The organism is Pseudoalteromonas sp. AOP7-A1-14 (assembly GCF_052376275.1).
In the GTDB taxonomy this organism is placed as follows: Bacteria; Pseudomonadota; Gammaproteobacteria; order Enterobacterales; family Alteromonadaceae; genus Pseudoalteromonas.
Genome location: NZ_JBQSVO010000022.1, coordinates 14,459 through 35,999 on the forward strand (window position 1 = coordinate 14,459; position 21,541 = coordinate 35,999).

At 41.9% G+C, this 21,541-nt stretch carries 19 protein-coding genes; 11 read left to right on the forward strand and 8 right to left on the reverse strand.

All coding sequences use genetic code 11. The features are described from left to right. Window positions 1–10: 10 nt before the first annotated feature. Both metL and metB read right to left on the reverse strand, forming a co-directional pair. Window positions 11–2,356, reverse strand: a complete 2,346-nt coding sequence (gene metL, locus ACT3RM_RS05745; protein ID WP_441993104.1) for a bifunctional aspartate kinase/homoserine dehydrogenase II — start codon at window positions 2,354–2,356, stop codon at window positions 11–13. 4 nt (window positions 2,357–2,360) lie between these two features. After that, window positions 2,361–3,626, reverse strand: a complete 1,266-nt coding sequence (metB, locus tag ACT3RM_RS05750) for a cystathionine gamma-synthase (RefSeq protein WP_441993105.1) — start codon at window positions 3,624–3,626, stop codon at window positions 2,361–2,363. A 233-nt stretch (window positions 3,627–3,859) separates the two neighbouring features. Here metB and metJ point away from each other — a divergent pair, with 233 nt between their 5' ends. After that, on the forward strand, window positions 3,860–4,180 hold the full coding sequence (gene metJ / locus ACT3RM_RS05755; protein ID WP_441834083.1) for a met regulon transcriptional regulator MetJ: 321 nt from the start codon (window positions 3,860–3,862) through the stop codon (window positions 4,178–4,180). 62 nt (window positions 4,181–4,242) lie between these two features. Here metJ and ACT3RM_RS05760 read toward each other — a convergent pair whose 3' ends face one another. Both ACT3RM_RS05760 and rpmE read right to left on the reverse strand, forming a co-directional pair. Beyond that, complete coding sequence (locus ACT3RM_RS05760) at window positions 4,243–5,484, reverse strand: malic enzyme-like NAD(P)-binding protein (protein ID WP_441993106.1); 1,242 nt, start codon at window positions 5,482–5,484, stop codon at window positions 4,243–4,245. A 514-nt stretch (window positions 5,485–5,998) separates the two neighbouring features. Beyond that, window positions 5,999–6,214 carry a 50S ribosomal protein L31 gene (rpmE, locus tag ACT3RM_RS05765; RefSeq protein WP_441834081.1) on the reverse strand — a complete coding sequence of 72 codons (216 nt, stop codon included), beginning with the start codon at window positions 6,212–6,214 and terminating at the stop codon, window positions 5,999–6,001. A 243-nt stretch (window positions 6,215–6,457) separates the two neighbouring features. On the opposite strand from rpmE, the gene priA reads away from it, so the two are divergent. From priA to ACT3RM_RS05790, 5 genes are all read left to right on the forward strand, one after another. Continuing rightward, window positions 6,458–8,632: a primosomal protein N' gene (priA, locus tag ACT3RM_RS05770; RefSeq protein WP_441992995.1), complete on the forward strand. Its 2,175-nt coding sequence runs from the start codon at window positions 6,458–6,460 to the stop codon at window positions 8,630–8,632. 19 nt (window positions 8,633–8,651) lie between these two features. Continuing rightward, window positions 8,652–9,182: an SPOR domain-containing protein gene (locus ACT3RM_RS05775; RefSeq protein WP_441992996.1), complete on the forward strand. Its 531-nt coding sequence runs from the start codon at window positions 8,652–8,654 to the stop codon at window positions 9,180–9,182. A gap of 80 nt (window positions 9,183–9,262) precedes the next feature. After that, window positions 9,263–9,781 carry an ATP-dependent protease subunit HslV gene (hslV, locus tag ACT3RM_RS05780; protein ID WP_441992997.1) on the forward strand — a complete coding sequence of 173 codons (519 nt, stop codon included), beginning with the start codon at window positions 9,263–9,265 and terminating at the stop codon, window positions 9,779–9,781. Between the two features lie 11 nt (window positions 9,782–9,792). Then, on the forward strand, window positions 9,793–11,121 hold the full coding sequence (gene hslU, locus ACT3RM_RS05785) for an HslU--HslV peptidase ATPase subunit (RefSeq protein ID WP_441992998.1): 1,329 nt from the start codon (window positions 9,793–9,795) through the stop codon (window positions 11,119–11,121). Between the two features lie 64 nt (window positions 11,122–11,185). Continuing rightward, entirely contained in the window at window positions 11,186–11,560 is a 375-nt protein-coding gene (locus ACT3RM_RS05790; protein WP_441992999.1) for a gamma-butyrobetaine hydroxylase-like domain-containing protein, read from the forward strand. A 261-nt stretch (window positions 11,561–11,821) separates the two neighbouring features. On the opposite strand, the gene ACT3RM_RS05795 is transcribed toward ACT3RM_RS05790, so the two are convergent. Both ACT3RM_RS05795 and ACT3RM_RS05800 read right to left on the reverse strand, forming a co-directional pair. Then, window positions 11,822–12,853, reverse strand: a complete 1,032-nt coding sequence (locus ACT3RM_RS05795) for an MJ1255/VC2487 family glycosyltransferase (protein ID WP_441994667.1) — start codon at window positions 12,851–12,853, stop codon at window positions 11,822–11,824. After that, window positions 12,850–13,401, reverse strand: coding sequence for a phosphatase PAP2 family protein (locus ACT3RM_RS05800; RefSeq protein ID WP_441993001.1), 552 nt, complete (start codon window positions 13,399–13,401; stop codon window positions 12,850–12,852). The genes ACT3RM_RS05795 and ACT3RM_RS05800 overlap by 4 nt, the downstream gene beginning before the upstream one ends. Window positions 13,402–13,615: 214 nt before the next feature. Between ACT3RM_RS05800 and rraA the strand changes: the two genes are divergently transcribed. Next, window positions 13,616–14,113 carry a ribonuclease E activity regulator RraA gene (gene rraA, locus ACT3RM_RS05805; RefSeq protein ID WP_441993002.1) on the forward strand — a complete coding sequence of 166 codons (498 nt, stop codon included), beginning with the start codon at window positions 13,616–13,618 and terminating at the stop codon, window positions 14,111–14,113. A gap of 2 nt (window positions 14,114–14,115) precedes the next feature. Next, window positions 14,116–15,174, forward strand: a complete 1,059-nt coding sequence (locus ACT3RM_RS05810; protein WP_441993003.1) for a formimidoylglutamase — start codon at window positions 14,116–14,118, stop codon at window positions 15,172–15,174. A 69-nt stretch (window positions 15,175–15,243) separates the two neighbouring features. Here ACT3RM_RS05810 and hutI read toward each other — a convergent pair whose 3' ends face one another. After that, window positions 15,244–16,488, reverse strand: a complete 1,245-nt coding sequence (gene hutI / locus ACT3RM_RS05815; RefSeq protein ID WP_441993004.1) for an imidazolonepropionase — start codon at window positions 16,486–16,488, stop codon at window positions 15,244–15,246. Between the two features lie 108 nt (window positions 16,489–16,596). Here hutI and hutC point away from each other — a divergent pair, with 108 nt between their 5' ends. From hutC to hutH, 3 genes are all read left to right on the forward strand, one after another. After that, window positions 16,597–17,304 (forward strand): histidine utilization repressor, encoded by a 708-nt coding sequence (gene hutC, locus ACT3RM_RS05820; protein ID WP_441993005.1) that lies wholly within the window; start codon window positions 16,597–16,599, stop codon window positions 17,302–17,304. 101 nt (window positions 17,305–17,405) lie between these two features. Further along, window positions 17,406–19,079: a urocanate hydratase gene (gene hutU / locus ACT3RM_RS05825; RefSeq protein ID WP_441993006.1), complete on the forward strand. Its 1,674-nt coding sequence runs from the start codon at window positions 17,406–17,408 to the stop codon at window positions 19,077–19,079. A gap of 9 nt (window positions 19,080–19,088) precedes the next feature. Further along, on the forward strand, window positions 19,089–20,621 hold the full coding sequence (gene hutH, locus ACT3RM_RS05830) for a histidine ammonia-lyase (protein WP_441994668.1): 1,533 nt from the start codon (window positions 19,089–19,091) through the stop codon (window positions 20,619–20,621). Window positions 20,622–20,643: 22 nt separating this feature from the next. On the opposite strand, the gene ACT3RM_RS05835 is transcribed toward hutH, so the two are convergent. Beyond that, the gene (locus ACT3RM_RS05835; RefSeq protein WP_441994669.1) at window positions 20,644–21,414 is read right to left on the reverse strand and encodes an NADP-binding protein; all 771 of its coding nucleotides are present in this window, start codon (window positions 21,412–21,414) and stop codon (window positions 20,644–20,646) included. Between the last annotated feature and the right edge of the window lie 127 nt (window positions 21,415–21,541).

Genomic DNA, 21,541 nt, shown 5'->3' on the forward strand with positions numbered 1-21,541 from the left:
ATTATGTTGCTTATTGAAGATTTTGTACAAGCCAATATAAATCAGAGTGAACACCTGCTGCAGTCACTTCTTTACCCGCACCGGGGCCTTGTATTACTAACGCGTTATCGCTGTACCACTGACTATTAATAACAAAGATGTTATCGCCGGGAGTTAAGTTCGCAAGTGCATCGCTTTTTTGCACACTGACTAAGCCCACTTCTGCCGCGACTTTACCATTAATTAAACTTAGTGCGCCGGTGTAACGTAGCACTTCATTTTTAGCTTTTGCAGCAGCAGCTTTTTCAGCCACAAAAGTATCGAGTAGGTCTTTATTATCTAAAAATGACTGCCAGTCACCACCCGCTAATTGCTCAGGCATTAGTGGCGTTAGCGCGATATCATCAAGCTCTAAGGTTAAGCCAACCTCACGAGCAAGTATTAATAACTTACGCTGCATGTCGCGGCCAGATAAGTCTTCACGTGGATCTGGCTCAGTAAAGCCCATTTTTTGCGCTTCCAATACTAACTCTGAAAATGGCTGACTGCCATCATAGCTGCTACATAGCCATGAGAGCGTGCCTGAAAAAACCCCTTCAATATGAGTGATTTTATCGCCACTATTTTGTAAATCAGCTAAGGTAAAATTAATCGGTAAGCCCGCACCAACACTCGTGTTATAGCGCCATAGTAAATTACGCTCAGTTAAGTTATTTCGAAGTGCTTGATACCAGCTGTTATCTGCAGTACCTGCATATTTATTAGCACTTATTAAGTGGCAATCTAAATCAACAAAAGCTGGATAAAGTAGGCTAAAACCTTCACTGGCGGTGATATCAATCACCACTTTATGTTCGTAATCAAGCTCGCTAATATGCGCGAGCAATTCATCTTGCTGATAGTTAACCGCTTCATTTTGCCATTGTGTTTTCCAGCTCGTTAAATTAATACCACTTGGGCTAAATAGCATCTGCTCAGAGCGAAGCAAACCCACAAGCTTAATATTAAATTGCGCTGACAATCGCATTAGTTGCTGCTCAAGCTGTTCAATAAAGGTTTCGCCCACATTGCCAAGACCGGCGATAATAAGCGCTAATTCTTGGCTTTTATTAATTAACTTATCATGCAAAATACTCAGTACATCACTAGTGAGCTTTTGGTCGGTAAGCGTTAATAGGTAATCTTGATCTTGATGACTAAAACGCGTCACGATGCTTTGTTCACTAAGTACTGTTACAGCTTGCTCTGCTAGGTGCTTAATATCCGCTTCTGGCGCTACAACCGCACAACCATTGAGGTTTGACTCAATAATATTAACCCGCCCAGTTAAATAGTTAACCACTTGGTGAGTAGCAAGCGCTGGAACTAATAAATAAGTGTCACCACTTTTGCTAAAGTGATGCAAACTATGTTGAATCAACTGGCTCAACTCACCTACTTCGCCCGCCTTTAACTTATCCACTCGCAATAAATCAATATTTTCTAGGGTAGTAATAAAGCGCTTTGCTTTACAAAAACCTTCTTTGACAATTTCGGTAGAGCTGGCATCGCAGTCATAACTACTGCGTACCAGTAATTTAGTACCTGTGTTTTTAAGTGGCGACAATGTTTTTGCATGCAGCACAGGATTACCTAAACGTGCTAATAAGTTAGCTTGTCCACGGCATACTTTAGAATACTTAATCGCTTTATTAACTTTGCGCGGATCAGTACTAAATACACCTTGCGTGTCAGTCCAAATTGAAACCTGTTTTGCTTGGCAATAATAGCCCAATAATGTTGCACTGTAATCACTACCATTACGACCAAGAGTTACTGCGTTACCTTGGCAATCAGCAGCGATAAAACCAGTAACCACATTAATTTGATGCTTATTGATTAACTCACTACATTGCTGTTGGTTTTTTTGATGTAATAACTGACCGTCATTCAAAGTGAATAGCTGACGAGCATCTATCGCTCCCGCTTCAATACCTAACTCAACTAGGTAAGCCGCTAATAAACGCGCTGACCACAATTCACCGTGCGCTAATAATGTTGCCTCGTGTAAATTATTGCTATGTGCCAATTCACTAATAGCAGCAAGCTCTTGATTGAGCAAGCTAAGTAATTTTTGTTTTTGTGCGCCTTTTAATAACGACTCAATCAACGAACGTTGGTGATTATCTAATAATAAAATAATATCACTTTGGGCTTGGTTATCCTCATGCTGATAACTATGCCAAAGCTTAACGAGTGTATCGGTTGTTTTACCCGCTGCAGAAACGACTATGCAGTCGCCCGATTGGCTATTAGCTAATACAATATTCGCAACCGCCTGATAACGTTCAGGAGAGCTTAAGCTAGAACCACCAAATTTATGAACAACATCTACCATATTATTACCATAGTGCCGTATGAGCAGCCGTTAATGCAAAGCTGCTATAAGTTGAGGATTGCGCTGTTTTCGCTTGCTCTTTGGTGTCTTGAGTTGCTTGCTGCAGCCCTTGACCAGGTTTAACTTTATTAAATACACGGTCTAAATCAGCCAGTAAATCTTTTACATCTTCAATACCTACTGACATACGGATAAGCGTATCGCCAACGCCCGCTTCTAAACGTGCTTTTGGTTCCATGCCTGCGTGAGTCATAGTGGCAGGATGACAAATTAAGCTCTCTACTCCCCCCAGAGACTCTGCTAAACTAAATTCTTTAAGGCTAGTTAAAAACGCTGCTGCATCATTAACATCACCTTTAATATCAAAACTCACCATACCACCAAAACCACGCTGCTGCGCTTTAGCAAGCTCATGTTGCGGATGAGATGCAAGGCCAGGATAATAAACTTGGCTAACAAACGGTGAACACTCGAGATACTCGGCAATCGTGAAAGCATTTTCTTGGTGTTGCTTTAAACGTACATTAAGCGTACGCAGGCCGCGTAGCGTTAGATAGCTATCAAATGGTGCGCCAGTAATACCTATATTGTTTGCCCACCAAGCAAGCTCATCACCTAACTCTTGAGTAGCTGCAATCACAGCACCGCCCACAACGTCAGAATGACCATTAATATATTTAGTGGTTGAATGCACTATAATATCAACTCCAAACTCAATAGGATTTTGTAAAGCTGGCGATAAAAAGGTATTGTCTGCGCCCACTAATGCGCCACACTGCTTTGCAATTGTGGTAATCGCTTTTATATCGGTTAAGCGTAAAATTGGGTTACTGGGGGTTTCAATCCAAATTAGTTTTGGTTTTATTTCAAGAATTTTTTGGTGATTTTCAGCTTTGGTTAAATCCAAAACCTCAAGCTTCAACAAGCCTCGCTTAGCAAGTGAAGTAAATAATCGGTAGCTGCCACCGTAACAGTCATGCGGTATTACCAGTGTATCGTCGCTGTTAAGCAGTTGCGTAGCTAAATGGACCGCTGACATACCGGTTGCAGTAATAATGCCTTTAGCACCGCCTTCAAGCTCGGCTAGGGTTTCAGCTAAGATGTCACGATTTGGGTTACCGCTGCGACCATAATCATAAGCACGCTTAGTGTCAAAGTCAGCAAATGAGTAGGTGGTCGATAAATAAAGCGGCGGTACAACTGCGCCATGGTGTTTATCGGCATCAATGCCACTACGCACTGTAATGGTTGCTTTGTTTTTTTGACTCATATCGTCACCTATATAATTGGATGTTTAGACGTCTAAAAGGTTAGGTGATCAAATATAAGAAGTCAAAGCATTTATAGCGTTATTAGACGAATATACAGCAGTAAAAACTTTTAACCTCCTAGATGGCTAAACAACAAGTATTTGACTATCTTGTTTAACAAGATAGAATTTCGGCATCTTTGCGTAGCAAAGGCTATGCAAACAATTAATAACCTGAGGCAACGATACATCTTATGGCTAAATGGAATGGTGAATATATTCACCCATACGCAGAACACGGGAAAAAATCAGAGCAAGTTAAAAAGATCACCGTTTCGATCCCGCTAAATGTATTAAAAGTTTTAACTGACGAGCGTACTCGCCGCCAAATTAATAACTTACGACATGCAACTAATAGCGAACTACTGTGTGAGGCATTCTTGCATGCTTTTACCGGCCAACCTTTACCAAATGATGAAGACTTACGTAAAGATAACGCTGAAAAAGTGCCTGAAGAAGTGAAGAAAATAATGCAAGAAATGGGACTAGAAGTGCCCATCTTAAGCGAAGAGTAGCTCTATAATAAGCATAAAAAAACCTCAGCGACGTAAATTACTGAGGTTTTTTAATATTAACTTTACGCCATGTAGTTGTCTGGCATATCTATTTGCGCTACACCCGAATCTATCGCTGCTTGCGCAACCGCTTTAGCGATGCGTGGCAATAAACGCGGATCCATTGGCTTAGGGATAATATAAGTTGCACCAAACTCTAAACTATCAACGCCAGAAGCCTTTATCACCTCTGCAGGTACTGGTTCTTTAGCAATACTACGAATAGCATCCACGGCGGCAATTTTCATCTCGTCATTAATCACAGTTGCGCGTACATCTAATGCGCCTCTAAAGATAAACGGGAAACATAAAACATTGTTTACTTGGTTTGGATAATCAGAACGCCCTGTTGCCATAATTAAATCATTACGCGCATTGTGAGCCACCACCGGAGAAATTTCTGGATCTGGGTTCGAACAAGCAAATACCACGGGTCTGTCTGCCATTAGTTTTAAATCTTCAGCAGATAATAAGTTAGGACCCGACACACCAACAAACACATCAGCGTCTTCAATAACATCCTGTAAGGTGCGCTTATCCGTATTGTTAGCAAATAATTGCTTATACTCGTTCAGGTCATCGCGGCGTGTGTGAATAACACCTTTACGATCAAGCATATAAATATGTTCACGCAGGGCACCACATTTAATTAATAGCTCCATACAGGCAACTGCGGCAGCGCCTGCACCTAAACATACGATAATAGCATCTTCGATATCTTTACCTTGTACTTCAAGTGCGTTGATCATACCAGCAGCAGTGACAATCGCGGTGCCGTGTTGGTCATCATGAAACACTGGAATGCTACAACGCTCAATTAAGGCTTTTTCGATTTCAAAACACTCGGGAGCTTTAATATCTTCTAAATTGATACCTCCAAAGGTATCGGCGATATTAGCCACAGTATTGATAAAGTCTTCTGTTGTGCGGTGCTTTACTTCAATATCAATTGAATCCAAACCTGCAAAACGCTTGAATAATAGTGCTTTACCTTCCATAACAGGTTTTGAAGCAAGCGGACCTAAATTACCCAATCCTAAAATAGCAGTACCGTTTGTGATCACCGCAACCGTATTACCTTTGCCAGTATATTTATAAGCATTAGCAGGATCAGCGGCAATTTCGCGTACAGGCTCTGCAACACCGGGGCTATAAGCGAGCGCTAAATCATGGACTGTTTCAGCAGGCTTGGTAAGCTCGATACTGATTTTTCCTGGAACGGGATGGGCATGGTAATGTAGTGCTTTTTCACGAAAATCTGACATAACGCGATTTTATCCTGCAAAGTTAAAGTGAGAGAGAGTTGCTTTTGTTAGAACCATACCTATATTATAATTAAATTCAAGCAATATCAGGTCTATCCTGTTATAAGCTATATTCGTTAATTTTATGCGTTTTGGCTACAATCTTCACCAAAAAAAACATAATTTAAACTAATATAAATTCATAATTTAGTTATATTAACCAATATATTTTTACTAAAAAATACACTTCAAGGCACACTTAGCAGTAATACCTTACTTACATTCATAATTAAGAAGTTAGAACCATATAGCAACAAGATAACTACATTTTGTGTTTTAATGACGACTATATTTTTATATAAACTGATTAAAATATAAAAACAAAAGTACACTTTGTCTGCACCACAATAAATATAGCCAGTATAAAGAAGATAAATAGTTATGTAGGAGAAACCACGTGGGCAAGATTAAATGGCAGGAAATTTAGGTATAAAAAAAGCACCCTAAGGTGCTTCTTTCAACTAAACAGCAATAATTATTTTTTGCTGCTAAGTGCACCGAAGCGCTTGTTGAAACGATCAACACGGCCACCAGTGTCTAAAATCTTTTGCTTACCAGTATAAAACGGGTGACAAGCTGAACAAACGTCTAAGTGAATATCTTTACAAAGAGTTGAGCTTGTTTCGAATTTATTTCCGCACGAACAAGTTGCTGAAATTACTTCGTACTTAGGGTGTATACCTTTTTTCATAGAAACCTCTAGTTAAGGCCGCATCGCTCTCCAAACCCGAAGTCTGGTACCATACGTCGATTAAAACAAATTAGTTAGGGCGCGTATTCTATTCAACAAGCCTGTCCGCCACAAGCTTTATATGTGATTTTTACTAAAAAACTTATTAAAAAGTAACCAATCACTTTAACTTAGGTTATTTGTTGGTATGTTTTTACAAGTATTTTTAGTACATTAAGAGATTAGTTTATCGGTGAGTTATTTATGAGTTTTGTTGAAGTTGCTATAAAAGTTCCGTTACACCGAACCTTTGATTATAAAATTGACGAACAACAACCACCGTTAACGCCAGGCATGCGTGTCACCGTCTCATTTGGTAATCAAAAAAAGGTCGCAGTGGTACTCGCACTTAAAAATACGACTGACGTGCCAGATAATAAAATCAAACAGATTATCGAAGTCATTGATGACCAACCTATTTTAAGTACGCAACACCTTGATTTACTCAAGTTCACGGCCCGCTACTATTGCTACCCACTAGGCGAAACGATTCATATAGCGCTTCCAGCGGCGCTGCGTCAAGGGCAATGCGCTGATAAAACCAGTATCAGTATGGTATCGCTTAGCGAAAAAGGCGAAAAGCTGCCATCACTTAAAGCTAAAACCCAATTAAACCTACTCAAGCAACTTGCCAATTCAGGCAAGTCGTCGCTCACAGAATTAAAAGCGCTGGGCTTTACTAAAAAAACCATCGACAGCTTAGTAACTAAAGGACTAATTGAGCAAAGCATTGAATACGACAATCAATGGCAGCAAGTAGCCCCAACAATCGGCACTAAACCAACCCTCAATAAAGAACAAGCGGTTGCCTGCACCAGTATTAATCAAAGTAACGGGTTTAACAGCTTTTTACTTGAAGGCGTAACCGGTAGCGGTAAAACAGAGGTGTACTTACAATGCCTTGAAAATGTATTACAACGGGGTGAGCAAGCGTTAGTATTAGTCCCTGAAATTGGCCTAACACCGCAAACTGTTAACCGTTTTCGTCGCCGTTTTCCAGACACGCCAATAATGCTTTGGCACTCAGCACTGACCGATAATGAACGTTTACAAACGTGGCGGTTTTGTGAGAAAGGTAGTTGTGCAATCGTAATTGGCACTCGCTCTAGCATCTTTTTGCCATTTTTAAAGCTCGGCATGATTGTCGTTGATGAAGAGCACGACAGCTCATTTAAACAACAAGATACCTTACGCTATCATGCTCGTGATTTAGCGGCTTATCGTGCTTATAGACATAAAATACCGCTAATATTGGGCAGTGCCACTCCAGCTCTTGAAACGCTACATAAAGCACTGAACAATAAATACCAATTGCTTAGTTTAACTGAGCGAGCACAAACCAGCACTGACAATCAGTTTCAACTTATCGACATGAAAGGCCAGCCCGATCAAGCCGGGATAGCCCATGCGAGCCTGGCCTTTATGCGCCAACATTTAGCGCGCGGTAAACAAGTAATGGTTTTTTTAAACCGCCGAGGCTTTGCCCCCACATTAATATGTCACGAGTGTGGCTGGCTAAGTGAGTGCTCACGTTGCAGCACCAGTGCTACATTTCATAAAGCCATTGGCCAAATGATTTGCCATCACTGCGGCGAACAAAACAATGTGCCTCATCAATGCCCCGATTGTGGTAGTACACAAATATTTCCTAATGGTAAAGGCACTGAGCAAATTGAAGAGTTTTTAATGACTGAATTTCCAGAAACGCCAATTAGCCGTATAGACCGCGACTCTACACGACGTAAAGGCAGCCTTGAAAAGGCGCTGGATGACATAAATCAAGGCGGCGCCCGTTTATTAGTCGGTACACAAATGCTGGCGAAAGGCCACCACTTTGCTGACGTTAGTTTAGTGCTAATTTTAGATGTGGATAGCGGCTTATATTCGTGTGACTTTCGCGCCACCGAACATTTAGCTCAACTCGTTACTCAAGTGGCAGGACGTGCTGGACGTAGTGGCGAACCCGGACAAGTATTACTACAAACCCATTTCCCTGAGCACCCATTATTACAAGATTTAGTAAATAATGGTTACCAAGACTTTGCACGCTTTGCACTACAAGAACGCAATGATGCAGAACTCCCCCCCGTCACTAATATGGCTATTGTTCGTGCTGAAGGTCACAACATTAAGCAAGTCGTCGATTTTTTAACGGATTTGGTTCCTGTTCAAGGCCTATCTGGTATACAATTGCTCGGTCCAATTCCTGCGCCGCTTGAGCGAGTAGCAGGTAAGTATCGTTTTCAATTACATATTCAAGCGCACGATCGCCCTCTTTTACATCAATATCTCGCGCAAATGGTCGACTATTTAAGTACCAATAAACTAGCGCAAAAGGTGCGATGGAGCTTAGATGTAGACCCAATCGACATGATTTAAGGTAACAAGTCCAACAGTTATGGCACAACACGATTTCATTAATAAAAAACCGGGCAACCGTAAGAGTAAAAAGCAACCGCCAAAGAAAAAGCCTTTGCCTATTTTACTGATTATTTTAGCTGTTTTGTTAGTTGGCGGATTTAGCTTTGGCCTTTGGTATGTGAAAAAGAATGCTGACCCTAAACTTGTTGAACAACAAGCTAACCCTACAAAAGCAAAGTCAGAGTCAAAAATAGCCAAGCCTCGCCCTCCTGAGTTCATTAAAGAAATCAAAGAGCAAGAAATTCAAGTTACAATTAAAAAGCTTGAGCAAAAAGGCCCGTATGTTATGCAATGTGGCTCATTTAAAACCAAATCACAAGCCGAAACTCTTAAAGCAAAAATTGCTTTTGCAGGCTTAATTGCCGAAATTAAAAAGTCTACTGGCAGCAATGGCGTATGGTATAAAGTACGATTAGGGCCATATAAAACCAAGCGCTTAGCCGAGAGCGACAAAAATAAACTTAAACGAAGCAAAGTAACTGGCTGTGGAATTTGGTTTTGGACTTGAATTTAGCCCATTAACCCATATTAACTTTTCATCAACCGCTTTTTACGAGTTGCCCCTGCAACTCGATGATGAGGAATAACATGACCACGATTGTAAGTGTACGCCGCGATGACAAAGTTGTAATTGGTGGCGATGGCCAAGTATCTCTTGGCAACACCGTAATGAAGGGCAATGCCCGCAAAGTTCGACGCCTTTATAATGGTAAAGTGATCGCCGGTTTTGCTGGCGGCACTGCTGATGCCTTCACCCTTTTCGAGCGCTTTGAAAGTAAACTTGAGATGCACCAAGGCAACCTAACCAAAGCCGCCGTTGAAATGGCCAAAGATTGGCGTAGTGACCGAGCCCTTCGAAAACTCGAAGCCTTGCTTGCTGTAGCCGATGAAACAGCTTCCTTAATTATTACCGGTAATGGTGATGTAGTGCAGCCAGAAAATGACCTCATTGCTATTGGCAGTGGCGGTAACTTTGCTCAGTCAGCAGCAACCGCACTACTTGAAAACACCGACTTAAGCGCAAAAGAAATTGTTGAAAAAAGCCTGACTATTGCAGGCAATATTTGCGTATTCACCAACAACGTTCAAACTATCGAAGAATTGTAATAGGAACTGCTATGTCTGCAATGACTCCAAGAGAAATCGTTCACGAACTTGACCAGCATATTATTGGCCAAACAAATGCAAAAAAAGCAGTGGCTATAGCACTTCGAAACCGCTGGCGTCGTATGCAGTTAAATGACGATCTGCGTAATGAAGTAACGCCAAAAAATATTTTAATGATTGGCCCAACCGGTGTGGGTAAAACTGAAATAGCACGTCGTTTAGCCAAGCTTGCTAATGCACCATTTATTAAAGTCGAAGCAACTAAGTTCACCGAAGTAGGTTATGTCGGTAAAGAAGTTGAAACCATTATTCGCGACTTAGTTGAAGTAGCGATTAAAATGACTCGCGAGCAGCAAACTGAAAAATTTAAGCACCGCGCAGAAGAAGCTGCTGAAGAACGTATTTTAGATGTGTTACTGCCGCCGGCAAAAGATTCTCACGGGGAAAGCCAGCGCGATGACAATTCATCAACTCGTCAATCATTTCGTAAAAAGCTGCGCGAAGGCCAGCTTGATGATAAAGAAATTGATATTGATTTAGCCCAAGCCCAGCCTAATGTTGAAATTATGTCGCCACCGGGCATGGAAGAAATGACCAATCAATTACAAGGCATGTTCCAAAACATGTCAAATGATAAGCGAACTAAACGTAAGTTAAAAATTAAAGAGGCCTTTAAGTTATTAACTGAAGAAGAAGCGTCTAAATTGGTTAATCCTGAAGAGCTTAAAGAACAGGCTATCTTCTCTGTTGAGCAAAACGGTATTGTGTTTATTGATGAGATAGACAAAATCTGTAAACGCGGCGAAGCCTCTGGTCCTGATGTAAGCCGTGAAGGCGTGCAGCGCGATTTACTTCCGCTTATTGAGGGTTCAACGGTAAATACTAAGCATGGCATGGTGAAAACCGATCACATGTTATTTATTGCCTCTGGTGCGTTTCAAATGTCAAAACCGTCAGACATGATCCCAGAGCTACAAGGACGCTTACCGATTCGTGTTGAACTTGAGGCACTTACAGCTAATGACTTTGAACGCATCTTAACTGAGCCTCACGCATCATTAACTGAGCAACAACGTGAGCTATTAAAAACTGAGCAAGTGAGTATTGAGTTTGCTGACGATGCAATAAAACGCATTGCTAAAGCCGCTTGGCAAGTAAACGAGAAAACCGAAAACATCGGTGCTCGTCGTTTACATACCGTGATGGAAAAACTGATGGAAGAAACTTCATACGATGCCTCGGAAAAAGCAGGTTCGAGTTTAGTAATTGATGCCGCCTACGTTGAAAAGCACCTAGGAGCTCTAGTTGAAGATGAAGACTTAAGTCGCTTTATTCTTTAGACACCTTTTAAGCTATACTATATTAAGCCTCCCACTGGAGGCTTTTTTATTAAGAGTATTTTTTATGAAACAAGTCACTAAAGTTCATTATCACAAGCAAAGTAAAACCCTCGACGTTTATTTTGATGATGAATCACATGCAACCTTCAGCAGTGAGTTTTTACGGGTGCACTCTCCTTCTGCAGAGGTGCAAGGGCACGGCAATGAACCTATGAAGCTCGTGCTTGATAAGCAGTCAGTTGGTATTAAAAAGATTGAACCCGTCGGCCATTACGCACTACGTTTAGACTTTGACGATGGTCACAATAGCGGCTTATTCAGCTGGGCTTACCTTCATCACTTACAAGATCAGCAAACCAGCTTGTGGCAAACTTACCAGCAGCGTGTTGTAGAACATGAAGCGAGTAAAGACAGCGTACCAATTAAGTTTGTGCCCTGATTGTTAGCTAATTGGAAAGCTAGAACAGCCAAGCGTTAAAGCTAGCAATGTAGTTGTTGGTTAAGCGAAGCTGAAGACCCAAAAAACGCGCAAGGTAACGAGGCCTCAACTCCAACTTAAACCACTGATTTATCATTATAATCCTTACTCAATCTCCCTAGCGCCGACAAGGCTATAAACCCAAAGCAGCACAAAACTGTTTAAACTTATAAAACAATCAGCTTGATGGGTTTATCGTCTATACAAGTACCTGCTAAAATATTATGAAGTAATTGACCGCCACAAAAATTGATGCAATTGTTGAGTGTTTTGCCATTGCTTGGCTTTTAACCATGTAATTAATGGCGTGGGATCACTTGGGAAATTAATTTTTTTTCGTTGTTGGCTATTATGCCAATCATCAAGTACATACGGGTTAAGGTAATTCATAACGTGGGCAGCCTGCATTGATAATAACGTTTTAGCATTGGCCGTTTGTTCGAACTGGCCGCTGAGTGGTTTAAGCAACAATTTTTTACCCAACTTTAATGCTTCACTCGAAAGCTCAAACCCCGCATTTCCAATAACGCCACAGCTATTGGCTAGATCATTTAAAAAGCCATCTCGTGACGGCGTACGTAAATGAATATGCCCTAACGAGCTGTTTTTGGCATCTGGGTGGTAACAATAAAACTCTTTTTCAGGAAAGTCTTTAAAGTAATCAACAATACTGACAAGCTCTTCAAAAGGTAAGTAAACCAACACCTTATTATTAACAACAATCTGGTTATGATGCTGATTTTGAACAATAAATGGTGGAATAATGTTCTGAGAAAAAGGTTGCCAATGTACGCCTAAATAAATATTCGCTGGGGCATAGTGCTTAATTAAGCAACGACGCAGCCCAGCCCAACCAAACAATGGCACCTTAGGTGATAAAAATGCTGCTTGATGGCTCATTCCTACCACTGGCTTATTCTGCCTTTTAGCCGCCCACGCTGTTATGGGTTCAAAGTCATTGAATACAAAATCATAAGGGCTTAAATCAAGCTTTTTTATATCTTTAACTAATTGACATACGCGCGCATTTTTTAGGGTTTTATAACGATTAATTTGGCCACACTGCGTGCTAAACGAGAGTCCTGCAAAACTGCGGAAATCTCCAAAATCATCCATGTCAAAATAACTATTTTTCGCCCGGCCTGAGAAAACATAATCAACCTGCACTCCCAGTGCTTTAAAGCTTTTTGCCATGACTCGCGCTCGAGTTATATGACCATTACCTGTTCCTTGAATTCCATACAATATTCTCATAAGACCTCAACACACATTAGCGCGAGCACCCCACAGCTTGAGCCTATTAACGCGCCAATAACCACATCAGCGGGAAAATGTACGCCTAATAATACTCGCGATGCTGCAACTCCTGCCGCCCAACTAAGCCAAAGCCAACTAAATACAGGAAAATACTGACTTAAGATCACTGCGACTAAAAATGCCCCTGCGCTATGCCCTGAAGGTAAGCTAAACCGATCGCTAGGTACGATATAAGCGCCTTTAACTAAGCAATCGCATGGTCGAATACGTGCAAAGCTATTTTTTGCCACGTAATAAATTGGCCGCTCAATCAAAAAACCGACTAATAAAGTTAATCCCAAATAAGGCTGCTGCTCAGTACCAAGCCAACTAAGCAACACTGCCAGTAATAAATATAAACCGCCATCACCACTTTTTGAAAAACCTAACGCGGATACTTTTAACCAATTCGGAGAGTTACCATTAAACAGCTTAAGAAAAAGGGTCTCGTCAACCTGCGCTAGTTGTTGCAATAAACGGTTTTGTACTACATTTTTGTCACTCATGGTTTACTCCTAAAGCTGTACAAACTATGTACAAGCTCAGCTTAGACGTTAAAAATAACAATCGAGTGACGTTTTTAAGACACTAATGTTGCGCACTATGAGCTAGAGTATATTTTGTGCAAATTATCCCTTTAAAGGTGCATTAAGTCGTTGTTATTGCAATTAAGCAGGGTATACTAGTTAAGAATCAATAGTCTCTTTAGAGGATAATAAAATGGATTACAGCACTTCAGATTTATGCGATCACTTTGCCGATGTGGTTGATGTGCTCGAACCAATGTTCATTAACTTTGGTGGGCGTCATTCGTTTAGTGGCCGCATTAAGACCGTTAAATGCTTTGAAAACAATGAGCTGATCCGCGATATACTCTCTCAAGATGGTGAACAATGTGTACTATTAATTGACGGTGGCGGTTCAACTCGCCGCGCATTAATTGATATTGAACTTGCTGAACTTGCTATTGAAAATAATTGGGAAGGTATTGTTGTATATGGTGCCATTCGCCATGTTGATGAATTAGAAGAGCTTGATATTGGCGTGCAAGCTATCGGCTCTATTCCTGTTGCCGCTGATAGCCAAGGTGCTGGCGAAGATGCCATAGGTGTTAACTTTGCTGGCGTATCTTTTTTTGATGATGACTTCATCTACGCCGATAGCACCGGCATTGTGCTATCTGCCGAAGAGTTAGAGCTGGAAATTATAGAAGCTTAAAAGTGAGCCAGCACTTAACTGTTTATACAGAGGCGACCGTTAAACATTTATGCGGTCGTCGTCATAATGAAAAAAAAGTATGGAAATCGCTCGCCTTGCTCGACACGCAGGTTGATCCCTTAGCCGCTATGCATGATGCCAAGCAATTTGGTATTCGTTATGTGCTATTGGGAGTTTGCGAAGATATTGGCCCTCGCGCTAACGGTGGTAATGGCGGCGCAGAAGATGGCTGGCAAGCGTTTTTAAATCGTTTTTTAAACCAGTCAAATAATCAATTTGTAGCCACCGAAAAAGTACTCCTACTCGGTGAGGTCAACCTGGATGATTTAATTCAAAAAGCACAGCACCTCGATAATCAAAACCCGGAGCAATTAACACAACTTAGAACGCTATGCGCAGAAATCGATGAGCGTGTTACGCAAGTGCTTAAGCTCGTTTTTGCCGCAGGGCTTGAACCAATAATTATTGGTGGCGGGCATAATAATTGTTATGGCATTATTCGCGCCTTGAGTCAGTCTAAAAATGCGCCTGTTAATGCAATTAATTTTGACCCTCATGCTGATTTTCGTGATTGTGAAGGTCGCCATAGCGGAAATGGCTTTCGTTATGCTTATGAGGAAAAATACCTTAATAACTACCATGTTATGGGATTTCATGAGCAAAAAAATAACCAAGCCATTATTGATGCTTTAAAAGCCGCCCATTTCTCTTATGATAGCTACCAACAGATACAAGTAAAACGAGATATAACCCTAACTGAAGCATGCCAAAAAGCGCTCTGTAACCTTAATGACGGCCCGCTTGGTATTGAAGTAGACCTAGATAGCATTTCACATATGCCCGCCAGTGCATATACCTATTGTGGGTTTAGCGTGAGCGATGCGGAGCATTTTGTTTATTTAGCAGCAACACAAAAAAATACCCACTACATTCATTTATGCGAAGCTGCTCCCAATCAAGACCCCAATGGTTTAACTACCGGCATGAACGCCTCGGGACAAATTATTACAGCTCTGGTGAATACTTATCTTGGTGCTAGAGAGTCTAGACACAACGCTTAACCCCCTAATTGCTGTTGCTTCAGCCAACACAGATGAGCGTAAATAAATACAGCTAAAACAACAAAAAAACTAGTTAAGCCGACCAAAAACCCACAGGTTCAACAGTTTATTTACACCTAATTGATAACTTAATTGTGCGGGGTGTGATATTTGCCAATGAGCAATATCTGCTCGCATACCCACTTTTAATATTCCACGATCTACTAAGCCCAGTGCTTTTGCCGCATTTCGTGTTACACCTGTTAGAGTTTGCTCTGGCGTTAACCTAAATAACGTGCATCCCATATTCATCATCAATTGCAATGAACACAGTGGTGATGTGCCAGGGTTAAAATCGGTGGCTATCGCAATTGGCACGTCATGTTGCTGTAAAAGCGCAATGGGCGGTTGCTTGGTTTCTCGTAAAAAGTAAAAAGCACCAGGCAATAATACCGCCACTGTGCCCGCCTCTGACATCGCTTTAACACCAGCTTCATCTAAGTGTTCAATATGATCGGCCGATAGGCCGTTAAACTCAGCCACCAGCATTGCACCTTGCTGGTTTGAAAGCTGCTCAGCATGGCATTTTACCGGTAAGTTATGTTTTTTAGCCGCAGCAAATACCCGCCGTGTTTGGGCGTTACTAAAGCCAACATTTTCACAAAAAACATCTACTGCATCGGCTAAATCAGCACTGACTATTTGTTCAAGCATGTCGTTACACACCAGCTCAATATATTCGTCACTACGGTCTTTATATTCCCCCGGTAAAGCATGCGCACCTAAAAAAGTCGTTTTTACATCTACCGGATGATTTTCACCAAGCAATCGTGCTACTTCGAGTATTTTTATTTCGTTTTCACAGTCAAGTCCATAACCCGACTTAATTTCAACGGTGGTAACACCTTCACCATAAAGTGTATTAAGGCGATCTTTTGCCTGCACAAATAAACTTTCATGATCCGCCTCACGGGTGGCGCGCACAGTGCTGGCAATGCCGCCCCCTTGCGCGGCTATTTGTTCATAGCTGACACCTTGTAAGCGCTGCTCAAACTCTTCTGCACGTGAGCCTGCAAAAACTAAATGGGTATGACAATCAATCAAACCCGGTGTTAACCACTCCCCTTTAGCGGAAATGGTCGGAGTGGAAAACACATCAAATTTAGGTAAATCAGTTTGCTTACCAAGCCATGCAATTAAGCCATCTTTTATCGCTAATGCTGCATTTTCGATGGTGCCATACGGGGCATCGATACTGATATCCATAGTAGCAATATTGGCATCCGTGATTAATAAATCCCACTCTGGGCATGCGTCATTTACAGTTATAGCCATAACCATCCTTTAAAATGTTTTTATCAGCTTAACAAGCCATCTTGTATATACAAGGTAACTATGCCATCTTTGTAATCAGATAAAAACGTTAAAGTATCGCTTAATACTATGAGCACACCTAAATTTGCCCAAATTAAACAATTTATTGTTGCTAATATTCGTTCTGGTCTGTGGCTTGAAGACCAGCGCGTGCCTTCTGAAAATGAACTATCAAAGCAGTTTAGCGTTAGCCGTATGACGGCACGCCGGGCACTTAGCGAGCTAACAGAAGCCGGAATATTAAATCGTAGCCAAGGGTTAGGTACGTTTGTAGCGAGTTTTAAATCGCAATCATCTATGCTTGAAATTAAAAACATTGCTGATGAAGTAAAAGCCCGAAGTGGCGCTTATAGCTGCACCATTAAAGCTTTAGAATCAATCAATGCGCTCGCACCAATTGCTATTGCTCTAGGTGTTGATATTGACAGTGTAGTTTATCGCAGTGTGATTGTGCATAACGAAAACGATCATCCCTTGCAGGTAGAAGAGCGGTTTGTGAACCCAACGCTTGCAAGTAATTATTTACAGCAGAATTTTCATGCCCATACGCCCCATGAATATTTATCGAGTGTGGCACCACTTACCGAGGCGCATCACACAGTAGAAGCAATTATGCCCAATAGCGAAATGTGCCAATGGCTAAACTTATACTATGAAGAACCCTGCTTACAGGTAATTCGCCGTACATGGTCATCGCAAGGTATTGTTAGTTTTGCTCGGCTAGTATCGCCAGGTAACAAATACCGTTTAGGTGGGCACTTAACATTTAAGAAATAAATTTAAAGACTATAATTTTTACAGGTATAAATATCAAAAAGATGCGCTTTACAGCGTATTTTTTAAAAGCATTAAGCTTGTATATACAACAGGATCATATAATGAACAATAGACTCGATGAATCACGCATAATTCGTGCTCCTCACGGAGATAAAATCAGCGCAAAAAGCTGGCTTAGCGAAGCGGCAAAACGCATGCTAATGAACAACCTCGATCCAGAAGTAGCAGAACATCCTCATGCGCTAGTGGTATACGGTGGTATTGGCCGAGCAGCCCGTGATTGGCCATGTTTTGATAAAATAATAGAAACCCTTGATAGACTTGAAGATGACGAAACCTTACTGGTGCAATCAGGTAAGCCTGTTGGGGTATTTAAAACTCACAGTAATGCACCACGCGTATTGATTGCCAATTCAAACCTCGTGCCGCACTGGGCTAATTGGGAACACTTTAACGAGCTAGATAAACTTGGCCTAATGATGTACGGGCAAATGACTGCTGGTTCATGGATTTATATTGGCTCTCAAGGCATTGTGCAAGGCACCTACGAAACCTTTGTCGCCATGGCAAAGCAGCACTTTGCTGGTGATGCTAAAGGTAAATGGGTATTGACCGGCGGCCTAGGCGGTATGGGCGGCGCGCAACCCCTTGCAGCAACAATGGCGGGCTTTAGTGCCTTAGTAGTTGAGTGTGATGAAAGCCGTATCGATTTTCGCATTAAAACTCGCTACGTTGATGTAAAAGCAGTTGATTTAGACGATGCCTTAACTCGTATTAACGATGCATGCGCTAAAGGTGAGGCGCTATCAGTTGGCTTATTAGGTAATGCCGCTGACGTATTTAGCGAGCTAGTGAAGCGTAACATTACTCCAGATGTAGTGACCGACCAAACTTCTGCTCACGATCCGCTAAATGGCTACTTGCCACAAGGTTGGGATATGCGCCACGCCGCCAACATGCGCGAAAAAGATGGTAAAGCCGTGATAAAAGCTGCTAAGCAATCAATGGCGGTGCAAGTAAAAGCGATGTTGGCACTGCAACAAGCCGGTGCTGCAACGACCGATTACGGCAATAATATTCGTCAAATGGCCTTCGAAGAAGGCGTAGTGAATGCTTTTGACTTTCCTAGCTTTGTGCCAGCTTATATTCGTCCACTGTTTTGTCAAGGTATTGGCCCGTTCCGCTGGGTTGCACTTTCTGGCGATCCAGAAGATATTTATAAAACTGATGCTAAAGTAAAAGAGCTTATCCCCAACGATAAACACTTACATAACTGGCTTGATATGGCCCGTGATCGCATTCAATTTCAAGGCCTACCAGCACGTATTTGTTGGCTTGGCTTAAAAGACAGAGCGCGCTTAGCGCTGGCATTTAATGAAATGGTAAAAAATGGTGAGTTAAAAGCCCCGATTGTTATTGGCCGTGACCATTTAGACTCAGGCTCAGTAGCTAGCCCTAACCGTGAAACCGAAGCCATGAAAGACGGCTCTGATGCAGTATCAGATTGGCCATTATTGAATGCCTTACTTAATACCGCAGGCGGTGCGACGTGGGTGTCATTACATCACGGTGGTGGCGTTGGTATGGGCTTTAGTCAGCACTCTGGCATAGTGATTGTTGCTGATGGTACTGATGAAGCCGCTATTCGTATAGGCCGAGTACTTTGGAATGACCCTGCAACAGGCGTTATGCGCCACGCCGATGCAGGCTACGATAGCGCCATTAATTGCGCCAACGAACAAGGTCTCGACCTACCTATGCTGAATAAAGAATAAGGATTAGTCATGTTTGAACACACTCTCACACCAGGCCAACTTGATTTAGCCAGCTTGCGTCAAATTAGTTTATCACCAATAAAACTAACACTCGCTAAAGATAGCGACATTAAGATTGCAGCCAGTGCGCAAACGGTGCAAGACGTAATCAACGAACAACGCACCGTGTACGGTATAAATACCGGCTTTGGCTTATTAGCCAACACAAAAATTGCAGAGCATGAACTTGAGCTACTACAACGCTCTATTGTACTTTCTCACGCTGCAGGCATTGGCGAGTTTATGAACGACAGTACGGTACGCTTGATGATGGTATTAAAAATCAATTCATTATCGCGTGGCTTTTCAGGTATTCGCTTAAAAGTAATTGAATTTTTTATAAAACTACTTGAAGCAGAAGTTTACCCGTGCGTGCCAAAAAAAGGCTCTGTAGGTGCATCAGGTGACTTAGCGCCGCTTTCACACATGTGCTTAGCGCTTTTAGGTGAGGGCGAAATGCGTTATCAAGACAAGTTAATCAGCGCTACCGAAGGCCTTGAAATAGCTGGACTCGAACCCCTTACTCTTGCTGCTAAAGAGGGCTTAGCACTATTAAATGGCACCCAAGCATCGACCGCATTTGCACTACAAGGGTTATTCCGCGCTGAAAACCTATATGCACAAAGCTGTGCTATTGGCTCGATGAGCATTGAAGCCGCCATGGGGAGTCGTTCGCCATTTGATGCACGTATTCATGAAATACGCGGTCAGCGTGGGCAAATTGATTCCGCCGCTATATTTCGCGAAATACTAGGTGATAGCTCACAAATTAGTGAAGCTCATGTCGATTGTGAAAAAGTACAAGATCCATACTGCTTACGCTGCCAACCACAAGTACTAGGCGCCTGTTTAACTCAAATTCGCCAAGCCGCTGAGGTATTATTGTGCGAATCAAACGGCGTTACCGATAACCCGCTAGTATTTGCAGATGTAGGCGATATTATCTCTGGAGGTAACTTCCATGCAGAGCCCGTTGCTATGGCTGCTGATAATTTAGCTCTTGCGATTGCTGAAATTGGCGCGTTAGCTGAGCGACGTATTGCACTATTAATTGATTCAAACCTGTCAAAGCTACCGCCATTTTTAGTTGAGAACGGCGGCGTTAACTCAGGCTTTATGATTGCCCAAGTAACCGCGGCGGCGCTTGCCTCTGAAAATAAGTCGTTGGCACACCCAGCCTCTGTTGATAGCTTACCGACCTCAGCAAACCAAGAAGATCACGTATCAATGGCTACTTTTGCTGCACGTCGTTTAGGTGAAATGGCCGACAACACGCAAGGTGTGTTGGCAGTTGAATGGTTAGCATCGGCGCAAGGGCTTGATTTTAGAAAGCCACTTAAAGCGTCCGATAAAGTAGAGCAAGCTAAAGCGACTTTACGTGAAAAAGTAAGCTACTACGATAAAGACCGTTACTTTGGCCCCGATATCGAAGCCGCTAACGCCTTATTACAACAAGGCACACTGTGTAGCTTATTACCTAGCGCAGTATTGCCATCTTTTTAAATAACGACTTTTTAAATAATTTTTATATATCGTATTGATAATTAAAACCTAAGCCCTCTATAGCCGAGCCATCAACAATGCGTTCGGCTTTTTCATCACCTAAAAAGCTTGGCATAGCCGTACCGTGTTGTTGGCTTTTTTGACGGTAATAGTCAGCTTTAGTTGGATGAAACGGATTAACCACATTATAAACAGATGCCGCATTTTGCCAGTTGTGTATTAACGTATTAATGGCATTTATTACATCTTGCTGATGCACCATGTTAACGACTTGCTGGCTTGAGCTATTAAGTTGTTTACCAGCCACAAATCGACCTGGCTCACGTTCTGGACCAAGTAACCCTGCTAAGCGAATTACCTTTGCCCCAGCCCCTAAGGCAAGCTGCTCTGCGTCATACAAACGCTGTTGCCGTTGGGTAGTACAAGTAATGTCACTTTGTTCATCGTAAACCTGGTTATCGCTATTATAGACACCTGTTGATGAGCACAATATAAAGCCTTTGCAGTTTAGGTTTTTGCCAAGCGCCAATGACTTTTCAAGCGTAACCAAATAGTCACTGTCATCGTCACGGCTACGCGGTGGTATAGCGCATACCCAAAATGCATCTTCTAAATCAAGCTGATGAATTAGCTGATTACCTTTAAGCTCTAGCTGTCTTAAAAAATCATGGTTATGTTCGGTGCTTCGATGTGTACCTTGCACCTGCCAACCTTTTTTCTTGGCATCTAAACATAAAGCATGGCCTAACCAGCCAGCCCCTAGCACAACTAAATTATTATTTTTAGTTCCCATAGTCAGATAATCCTTACCTTGTAAAAAATTATTGTCTTGGCTTAATCGTACTTAATAGCGATTATGCCAAAGATATGATTATATAGAGTCTAATTAATAATAAAACTTACACTTTATCCTCGATAAT

What these genes read in the sequence shown, in the direction of transcription:
- metL (WP_441993104.1), bottom strand. Translation starts at nt 2,356, where the DNA reads ATGGTAGATGTTGTTCATAAATTTGGTGGTTCTAGCTTAAGCTCTCCT.
- metB (WP_441993105.1), bottom strand. Translation starts at nt 3,626, where the DNA reads ATGAGTCAAAAAAACAAAGCAACCATTACAGTGCGTAGTGGCATTGAT.
- metJ (WP_441834083.1), top strand. Translation starts at nt 3,860, where the DNA reads ATGGCTAAATGGAATGGTGAATATATTCACCCATACGCAGAACACGGG.
- ACT3RM_RS05760 (WP_441993106.1), bottom strand. Translation starts at nt 5,484, where the DNA reads ATGTCAGATTTTCGTGAAAAAGCACTACATTACCATGCCCATCCCGTT.
- rpmE (WP_441834081.1), bottom strand. Translation starts at nt 6,214, where the DNA reads ATGAAAAAAGGTATACACCCTAAGTACGAAGTAATTTCAGCAACTTGT.
- priA (WP_441992995.1), top strand. Translation starts at nt 6,458, where the DNA reads ATGAGTTTTGTTGAAGTTGCTATAAAAGTTCCGTTACACCGAACCTTT.
- ACT3RM_RS05775 (WP_441992996.1), top strand. Translation starts at nt 8,652, where the DNA reads ATGGCACAACACGATTTCATTAATAAAAAACCGGGCAACCGTAAGAGT.
- hslV (WP_441992997.1), top strand. Translation starts at nt 9,263, where the DNA reads ATGACCACGATTGTAAGTGTACGCCGCGATGACAAAGTTGTAATTGGT.
- hslU (WP_441992998.1), top strand. Translation starts at nt 9,793, where the DNA reads ATGTCTGCAATGACTCCAAGAGAAATCGTTCACGAACTTGACCAGCAT.
- ACT3RM_RS05790 (WP_441992999.1), top strand. Translation starts at nt 11,186, where the DNA reads ATGAAACAAGTCACTAAAGTTCATTATCACAAGCAAAGTAAAACCCTC.
- ACT3RM_RS05795 (WP_441994667.1), bottom strand. Translation starts at nt 12,853, where the DNA reads ATGAGAATATTGTATGGAATTCAAGGAACAGGTAATGGTCATATAACT.
- ACT3RM_RS05800 (WP_441993001.1), bottom strand. Translation starts at nt 13,401, where the DNA reads ATGAGTGACAAAAATGTAGTACAAAACCGTTTATTGCAACAACTAGCG.
- rraA (WP_441993002.1), top strand. Translation starts at nt 13,616, where the DNA reads ATGGATTACAGCACTTCAGATTTATGCGATCACTTTGCCGATGTGGTT.
- hutI (WP_441993004.1), bottom strand. Translation starts at nt 16,488, where the DNA reads ATGGCTATAACTGTAAATGACGCATGCCCAGAGTGGGATTTATTAATC.
- hutC (WP_441993005.1), top strand. Translation starts at nt 16,597, where the DNA reads ATGAGCACACCTAAATTTGCCCAAATTAAACAATTTATTGTTGCTAAT.
- hutU (WP_441993006.1), top strand. Translation starts at nt 17,406, where the DNA reads ATGAACAATAGACTCGATGAATCACGCATAATTCGTGCTCCTCACGGA.
- hutH (WP_441994668.1), top strand. Translation starts at nt 19,089, where the DNA reads ATGTTTGAACACACTCTCACACCAGGCCAACTTGATTTAGCCAGCTTG.
- ACT3RM_RS05835 (WP_441994669.1), bottom strand. Translation starts at nt 21,414, where the DNA reads ATGGGAACTAAAAATAATAATTTAGTTGTGCTAGGGGCTGGCTGGTTA.